Annotated in this window: 6 protein-coding genes; 2 read left to right on the top strand and 4 right to left on the bottom strand. The window is 73.2% G+C overall.

The window, feature by feature from the left end; translation table 11 throughout:
• Positions 1 to 51 precede the first annotated feature (51 nt).
• A complete protein-coding gene (gene lipA, locus FNX44_RS21445) occupies positions 52 to 1,026 on the bottom strand; it encodes a lipoyl synthase (RefSeq protein ID WP_143650301.1) in 975 nt (324 codons plus the stop codon).
• A gap of 121 nt (positions 1,027 to 1,147) precedes the next feature.
• On the bottom strand, positions 1,148 to 1,933 hold the full coding sequence (lipB, locus tag FNX44_RS21440) for a lipoyl(octanoyl) transferase LipB (protein ID WP_143650299.1): 786 nt from the start codon (positions 1,931 to 1,933) through the stop codon (positions 1,148 to 1,150).
• Positions 1,934 to 2,192: 259 nt separating this feature from the next.
• Between lipB and FNX44_RS21435 the strand changes: the two genes are divergently transcribed.
• Entirely contained in the window at positions 2,193 to 3,677 is a 1,485-nt protein-coding gene (locus FNX44_RS21435; RefSeq protein WP_143650297.1) for an NsdA family TPR-like regulatory protein, read from the top strand.
• A 220-nt stretch (positions 3,678 to 3,897) separates the two neighbouring features.
• Here the strand turns inward: FNX44_RS21435 and FNX44_RS21430 are convergent, their stop codons facing one another.
• The gene (locus FNX44_RS21430; RefSeq protein ID WP_143650295.1) at positions 3,898 to 4,266 is read right to left on the bottom strand and encodes a 5-carboxymethyl-2-hydroxymuconate Delta-isomerase; all 369 of its coding nucleotides are present in this window, start codon (positions 4,264 to 4,266) and stop codon (positions 3,898 to 3,900) included.
• A 231-nt stretch (positions 4,267 to 4,497) separates the two neighbouring features.
• On the opposite strand from FNX44_RS21430, the gene glnII reads away from it, so the two are divergent.
• The gene (gene glnII / locus FNX44_RS21425) at positions 4,498 to 5,517 is read left to right on the top strand and encodes a glutamine synthetase (protein WP_143650294.1); all 1,020 of its coding nucleotides are present in this window, start codon (positions 4,498 to 4,500) and stop codon (positions 5,515 to 5,517) included.
• Positions 5,518 to 5,584: 67 nt separating this feature from the next.
• Here glnII and FNX44_RS21420 read toward each other — a convergent pair whose 3' ends face one another.
• Positions 5,585 to 7,027: a PepSY-associated TM helix domain-containing protein gene (locus FNX44_RS21420; RefSeq protein WP_143650292.1), complete on the bottom strand. Its 1,443-nt coding sequence runs from the start codon at positions 7,025 to 7,027 to the stop codon at positions 5,585 to 5,587.
• Positions 7,028 to 7,223 lie beyond the last annotated feature (196 nt).

The following is a 7,223-nucleotide window of genomic DNA, read 5'->3' as shown; positions in this document are numbered from 1 at the left end:
CGTGTGGCGTCGGCGGCCCCCGGGTGTCGGTCGGTCACACGGGCGTGGTCCTCAGGCCGCGTTGTCGTTGCCCTCGGCGGCGGCCGGGGCGGTGCCGGCGGCGGCGCGGCGGTCGATCGCCTGCTGGTAGAGCCGCCCGGCGCGGTACGAGGAGCGGACCAGCGGGCCGGACATGACGCCCGCGTAGCCGATCTCCTCGGCCTCCGCCTGGAGCTCCACGAACTCCTCCGGCTTCACCCAGCGCTCGACCGGGTGGTGGCGCGGGGTGGGGCGCAGGTACTGGGTGATGGTGATCAGCTCGCAGCCGGCCTCGTGCAGGTCGCGCAGCGCCTCGCTGACCTCCTCGCGGGTCTCGCCGAGGCCCAGGATGAGGTTGGACTTGGTGACCAGCCCGGCCTCGCGGGCGCGGGTGATGACCTCGAGCGAGCGCTCGTAGCGGAAGGCGGGCCGGATCCGCTTGAAGATGCGGGGCACGGTCTCGACGTTGTGCGCCAGCACCTCCGGACGGGAGGAGAAGACCTCGGCCAGTTGCTCGGGCACCGCGTTGAAGTCGGGGATGAGCAGTTCGACGCCGGTGTCGGGCATCAGGCCGTGGATCTGCCGCACGGTCTCGGCGTACAGCCAGGCGCCGCCGTCCTCGAGGTCGTCGCGGGCGACGCCGGTGATGGTGGCGTAGCGCAGCTCCATCTGCTGGACGGACTCGGCGACGCGGCGGGGCTCGTCGCGGTCGAACTCGGCCGGCTTGCCGGTGTCGATCTGGCAGAAGTCGCAGCGTCGGGTGCACTGCTCACCGCCGATGAGGAAGGTGGCCTCGCGGTCCTCCCAGCATTCGAAGATGTTGGGACAGCCCGCCTCCTGGCACACCGTGTGCAGGCCCTCGCGCTTGACCAGTCCCTGGAGAGCGTTGTACTCCGGGCCCATCTTCGCTCGGGTCTTGATCCACTCCGGCTTGCGCTCGATGGGGGTCTGGCTGTTGCGGACCTCCAGGCGGAGCATCTTGCGACCGTCGGGTGCGACAGCGGACACGTCCGGCTCCTAAAACTTTTGATTCCTCGGCGAACCCAGGGTACGCCCTTGATGCTGTGAGGCCCGAACCCCCGATCGCCGGGGGAAGCAAGGCCGGTCGCCACCGACTGTGCCTACGGGGTCACACGGCCCTCGGTAGCGGGGTGGCCGCTTCGAGGACGGCGCGGAGGTGCTTCTCCACCACCGGCAGCACCTCGTCGACCGTCACCGTCCGCCCGAGTTCGGCGGAGAGGGAGGTCACTCCGGCGTCCCGGATGCCGCACGGCACGATGCGGTCGAACCCGGTGTTGTCGGGGCAGCAGTTCAGCGAGAAGCCGTGCATGGTGACGCCCTTGGCGACCCGGATGCCGATCGCGGCGAGCTTGCGGTCCTCGCCGCGCTGGCCGGCGTTGGAGGGGGCGTACTCCGGGCCCATCAGCCGGGCGTCGAACTCCTCGTCCTCCTTCAGCCGGGGGTCGAAGTCCAGGGAGAGGCCGCCGTGGCGGGGCGGGTCGGCCACCGGGTCGCCGAGCACCCACACGCCGCTGCGGCCCTCGATCCGGGTCGCCTCCAGTCCGAAGTCGGCGCAGGTCAGCAGTAGCGCGTCCTCGAGCCGCCGGACGTGCGCGACGACGTCGACCGGGCGGGGCAGCTTGAGGATCGGGTAGCCGACGAGCTGGCCGGGGCCGTGCCACGTGATCTTGCCGCCGCGGTCCACGTCGACGACGGGGGTGCCGTCCAGCGGCCGCTCGCTGTCCTCGGTGCGTCGACCCGCCGTGTAGACGGCCTGGTGCTCCAGCAGGAGGCAGGTGTCGGGGATCTCGTCGGCGAACCGGGCCGCGTGCACCTCGCGCTGGTGCCGCCAGCCCTCCAGGTACTCCACCGCCTCCTCGCCGAAGCCCAGGTGGACGAAGCGCAGCTCGCTCACGGCCGCAGTTCCTTTCTCAAGCCGAATCGGACTCCCGCGCCGCCTCGTGCCGGGCCGGCCGCGGTGCCGCCTGCTCCGTTCACTCTACGGCGCGGGCGGAACGTTGCCTCAGGCGCCCGGCGAGGCGTCGCACTCACACGTATGGATGAATACCCGGCCACTACGGCGTTCGGCGGAGTTCCGACCGCTACATTCACGCCGTTCCACAAGGGCGCCCCGGCGTTCACCACAAGCCGAGAGGCAGGAGACCGCAGAGCTGATGTCGACGGAACGACCTGGCAGCCGCCCCGCCCAGCAGCGCAGTCCCAACCGACAGCTCGCCGCGCTCATCGCCGAGGCGGGATTCTCGAACGCCGGGCTGGCCCGGAGAGTCGACCAGCTCGGCCTCGAGCACGGCCTCGATCTCAGATACGACAAGACGTCGGTGACCAGATGGCTGCGCGGACAGCAGCCGAGGGGCACCACACCGGCGCTGATCGCCGAGGTGTTCACCCGGCGCCTCGGCCGACGGCTGACCGCCCAGGACCTCGGTCTCGACGCCTGCGCGCCCGTCTACGCGGGCCTGGAGTTCGCGGCGAGCCCGGCGGAGGCGGTGGACATCGTCTCCGGGCTGTGGCGCAAGGACACCGGCAGCCACGGCGAGCTGCGCAAGATCGCCTTCACTTCGGCCGGTCTTGTGGTGCCCAGCCGCGACTGGCTCATCGGCCGGCCCGACGAGCGGGTGGGGCGCGGCGAACCCGTGGCGCCGCCCGCGCAGGCGAGAGTGCCCGCGCAGGGCCGGGGGCCTGGTCCCAGACCCGGTCGCGGTGAGCCGCCCCGGGCGCTGGAGCGCGGTCCGGGCCAGCGGGTGACCGGCGGGGACGTGGCGGCGTTGCGCTCGGTGGGCGAGCTGTTCCGCAGCCTCGACGAGGCGCACGGCGGCGGGCACGCCCGGCAGGCGCTGGTGCGCTACCTGGAGCACGAGGCCGAGCCGATGCTGCGCGGCAGGTACGGCGAGCAGACCGGGCGGCGACTGTTCGGCGCGGTGGCCGAACTGACCAGGCTGGCCGGCTGGACGGCGTACGACATCGCCGCGCACGGGCTCGCGCAGCGCTACTTCGTCCAGGCGCTGCGGCTCGCCCAGGCCGCCGCCGACCGGGCCTTCGGCAGCTTTGTGCTGGTATCGATGAGCCGCCAGGCGGTGCATCTGGGGCACGGCCGGGAGGCGGTGCAGCTGGCACGGGTGGCCCAGCAGGGCGTGGGCGCGGCGGCCCCGCCGGTGGTGCAGGCGCTGATGCACGGCGCGGAGGCGCGCGGGCAGGCGACGCTCGGCGAGGTGCGGGCGTGCACGGCGGCGCTGGCCAGGGCCGAGCAGGCGCTGGAGACGGCCCGGCCGAGCGAGGACGTGCCGTACTGGGCGCGGTTCTTCGACGAGGCGCGGTTGGCCGCCGACTTCGCGCACAGCTATCTGGACCTGCGGCAGTACCGCAGCGCCGCCCAGCACGCGGAGCGGTCGCTCCGGTTGGGCGGCAACGGGCGGGCGCGCGGTCGGCTGCTGTGCCAGGTGGCGCTGGCCCGGGCCCGGCTCGGGCTGGGAGAGATCGAGCAGGCGTGCGCGCTGGGCGCGGAGGCGGCGCACGCCGCCGCCGAGATGCGCTCCGCGCGGGCGTACGAGGCGGTGCGCGGCTTTGAACAGCAGCTCGAACCGTACCGGGACGCGCCCCCCGCGCGCGGCTACCGCGACCGGGTCTCGGCCCTGGGTTGACGGCCGGCCGCCGAGCGGCCGATTGCCGCAGAACGGTCACCGAGAGCCGGTCAGCGGGGGCCGGTCGACGCGAGGCGGTCGGCGAAGGGCCGGTTGCCGCAGCGCCGGGCGCCGCGGCGCCGCGCTCCGGGCGCTGAAAGCGGCGGCCCGGAGCGGGACGGGCGTCCTGCTCCGGGCCGCCGCGGCGCGACCGGCACGGCCCGCGCGGCCGGCGCGGCGGTCAGGCCTGGTGGGTGAGGTAGGTGGCCTGGTCGAGTTCGCTGATGTGGACGGACAGCCGCAGCCGGCGGCCCGGCAGCGCGGTGACACGTTCCTTGGCCAGGGCGAGCACGGCTGAGGCGAGTTCCGCCTTGGCCTCCGTGGTGCGCCCGGCGAACAGCGCGACCTCGATGTGCGCGACGTCCGTGCTGTCGCCGAGTTCGCCGCCCTCGCCGATCACGCTCTGCTCGATGCGCCGGAAGTGCGTGCGGCAGGCGGACGGCGAGGAGCCGACCGTCTTCTCGACTGCGATGTGCAGGTCACGGCCGAGCGCCGTGGCGTCGAAGGTGCCGGCGAGCGGCTCGGAGTAGTCGACGGTCAGGTTGGGCACGGCGCCTCCCGTTTGCTGTTGATGCCGCCGCCAGGTTAAGCGGTAGTACTCGTTCCGTTCGGGAGGCGACCGGCTGCGCGGACGACGGCCGCGGGCGGAGAAGTAGTTCACAGCGCCTTAACAGACGGGCAACTGTCGGGAAATCGCGGCTCGCGAGGGTGCCTTCCGGGTGACGCCGCCGCTCACCCGGCACCCGCAGTCGCATACGCCGCTACCCGAGGACGGACGCCCGTGAGCTACAAGGCCGAGTACATCTGGATCGACGGCACCGCACCGACCGCCAAGCTCCGGTCGAAGACGAAGATCCTCGCCGACGGCGCCGAGCCGCCCGTCTGGGGCTTCGACGGTTCCAGCACCAACCAGGCCGAGGGGCACGCCTCGGACTGCGTCCTCAAGCCCGTCGCCTCCTACCCGGACCCGATCCGCGGCGGCGACGACGTGCTGGTGCTGTGCGAGGTCTTCAACATCGACGACACCCCGCACGAGTCGAACACCCGCGCCCTGCTGCGTCCGCTGGCCGAGCGGTACGCGGCGCAGGAGCCGCTGTTCGGCATCGAGCAGGAGTACACGTTCTTCGACGGCGCCCGGCCGCTGGGCTTCCCCGAGGGCGGCTTCCCGGCTCCGCAGGGCGGCTACTACTGCGGCGTCGGCGCCGACGAGATCTTCGGCCGGGACATCGTGGAGAAGCACCTGGACAACTGCCTGGCCGCCGGTCTCGGCATCTCCGGCATCAACGCCGAGGTCATGCCCGGCCAGTGGGAGTTCCAGGTGGGCCCGCTCAGCCCGCTGGAGGTCTCCGACCAGCTGTGGGTGGCGCGCTGGCTGCTGTACCGCACGGCTGAGGACTTCGGCGTCTCGGCGACTCTCGACCCCAAGCCGGCCAAGGGCGACTGGAACGGCGCGGGCGCGCACACCAACTTCTCCACCAAGGCGATGCGCGAGGGCTACGACGCGATCCTGGCCGCCTGCGAGTCGCTGGGCAAGGGCGACAAGCCGCAGGAGCACATCCGCCAGTACGGCGCGGGTGTCGAGTCCCGGCTGACCGGCGCGCACGAGACGGCGCCGTGGAACGAGTACAGCTACGGCGTCTCCAACCGGGGTGCCTCGGTGCGCATCCCGTGGCAGGTCGAGGTGGACAAGAAGGGCTACATCGAGGACCGCCGGCCGAACGCCAACGTGGACCCGTACGTGGTGACGCGGCTGCTCGTCGACACGGTCTGCACCGAGCTGGACGCGCTCGACCTCGTGTGAGCAGCGAGGTCCGAGTCCGAGGGCGCCCCACCGACGTCGGTGGGGCGCCCTCGGTGCTCAGGGACGGCTACGCCTCGGCGCGGCTTCGTGCGACGAGCCCGAGCACGACGTCCACCGCCAGGAACGCCAGCAGGCTCAGCCCCAGCAGCGGCACGAACCAGCCGACCAGCGCGGTCACGCCGGCCAGCGGCAGCCACCACGTCACCGGCAGGTTCCGCAGCGCGCCGCGCGGGTAGGGGCGGCCGAAGGAGAGCCGGCCGTCCCGGTCGGGGCGGCGCTGCCACCACATGCGGTAGCCCCACACGATCAGCGCGACGACGCTCAGGGCGAGCGCCAGCAGCACGATCTGGTTGGCCAGGCCGAACAGCCGTCCGTCGTGGGCGCTGATGCCGATGCTGGTGAGCTTGGCGAGGACGGGGTGGTCGGCGAAGTCGAGCCGGTCGGTGACCTCGCCGCTGGAGGCGTCGACGGCGATCTGGTCCAGGCGGTGCGGCACCTGGCGGTCGATCTGCTTGACGACGTACGCGCCCGGGGTGCCGTCCTCGCCGACGACCGGTGGGGTGATCTCCAGCGGGCCGTCCAGCTTCTGGTCGTCGCGGGCGATGCTCAGCACGTGGTCGATGCCGATGTCCGGGTGTTCGGAGCCGGCCTCGTCGCCGTGTCCGTCGCCGTGACCCGCGTGGCCGCCGCCGGAGCCGTGGCCCTCGTGGCCGCCGCCGGGCGCGGCGGAGATGGTCGGGGTGCTGCCGCCGACCTTGGCGCGCAGTTCGCCGATGTTCTCGCCGGCGTAGGTGGACCAGGTCAGGCCGGTCGCGGAGAGGATCAGCAGGCCGAGCGCCGCCCAGACGCCCACGGTGCCGTGCAGCGAGAGGGTGCGGCGGCGGCCCTTGGTGCCGCGCAGCTTGCGCTGGGCGCGGCGTCGGCCGAACCAGAGGACAAGCCCGCCGAGCACCACGACCCACATCCAGCTCGCGGCCAGTTCGCTGTAGAGCCGTCCGGTCTCGCCGAGGTTGAGGTTGGCGTGCAGCCCGGAGACCCAGGCGCGGAACGGCAGTGCGCCGGAGCCGCCGTAGCTGGCCAGCGCGCCCTTGACCTCGGCGGTGTGCGGGTCGACGAAGACGGCGAGCTTGCGGCCCTCGGGAACGCTCGGGTCGTCCAGCAGCACCCGGGTGGTCTCGCCCTTGGCGGGCGCCGGCCGGACGGCGCTGAGCGTGCCGTCGGGGTGGGCGGCCAGCGCGGCGTCGACCTGTTCGCCGACCGGCACCGCGGTGTCCTTGGCCGGGACGGTCAGCTGGTCGGAGTAGACGACCCGCTCGATCTGGTAGGAGGCGGCGTAGAGGGCGCCGGTGAGGGCGGCGACGAGGAGGAAGGGGGCTATCAGCAGCCCGGCGTAGAAGTGCAGCCGCAGGACGAGGGCGCGCAGCGCCGAGGCGGCGGGCGGTCTGCCGTTGTCGGTCGCGGGTGGTTCGGGTTCGGCGGAGGTCTTGCGCGCAGGGGTGACTGCGGACATGGCAGGGTCCTCTTCGGATACGGGTCGGCGTCGCGTGCCGACCGGAGGTACTCGATCAGTTCGCGGGCGCGTGGAAGCGCCGGCGTGGCGTCGTGAGGGGGCTGCCGGCCCGGGGCCCAGTCGCGAGGTCGGTGCGCGGGGCGCGCGGAGACCGGTCGGCTCAGCCGAGTGAGGTGGCGGCGGCCCGGGCGGGGGC

This window comes from Streptomyces alkaliterrae (genome assembly GCF_007097205.2).
Classification (GTDB): Bacteria; Actinomycetota; Actinomycetes; order Streptomycetales; family Streptomycetaceae; genus Streptomyces; species Streptomyces alkaliterrae.
This window is presented reverse-complemented; position numbering and strand designations above follow the sequence as displayed.

Excerpts from the sequence above, each read along its gene's own strand:
- FNX44_RS21435 (WP_143650297.1), top strand. The coding sequence starts at position 2,193 with ATGTCGACGGAACGACCTGGCAGCCGCCCCGCCCAGCAGCGCAGTCCC.
- FNX44_RS21420 (WP_143650292.1), bottom strand. The coding sequence starts at position 7,027 with ATGTCCGCAGTCACCCCTGCGCGCAAGACCTCCGCCGAACCCGAACCA.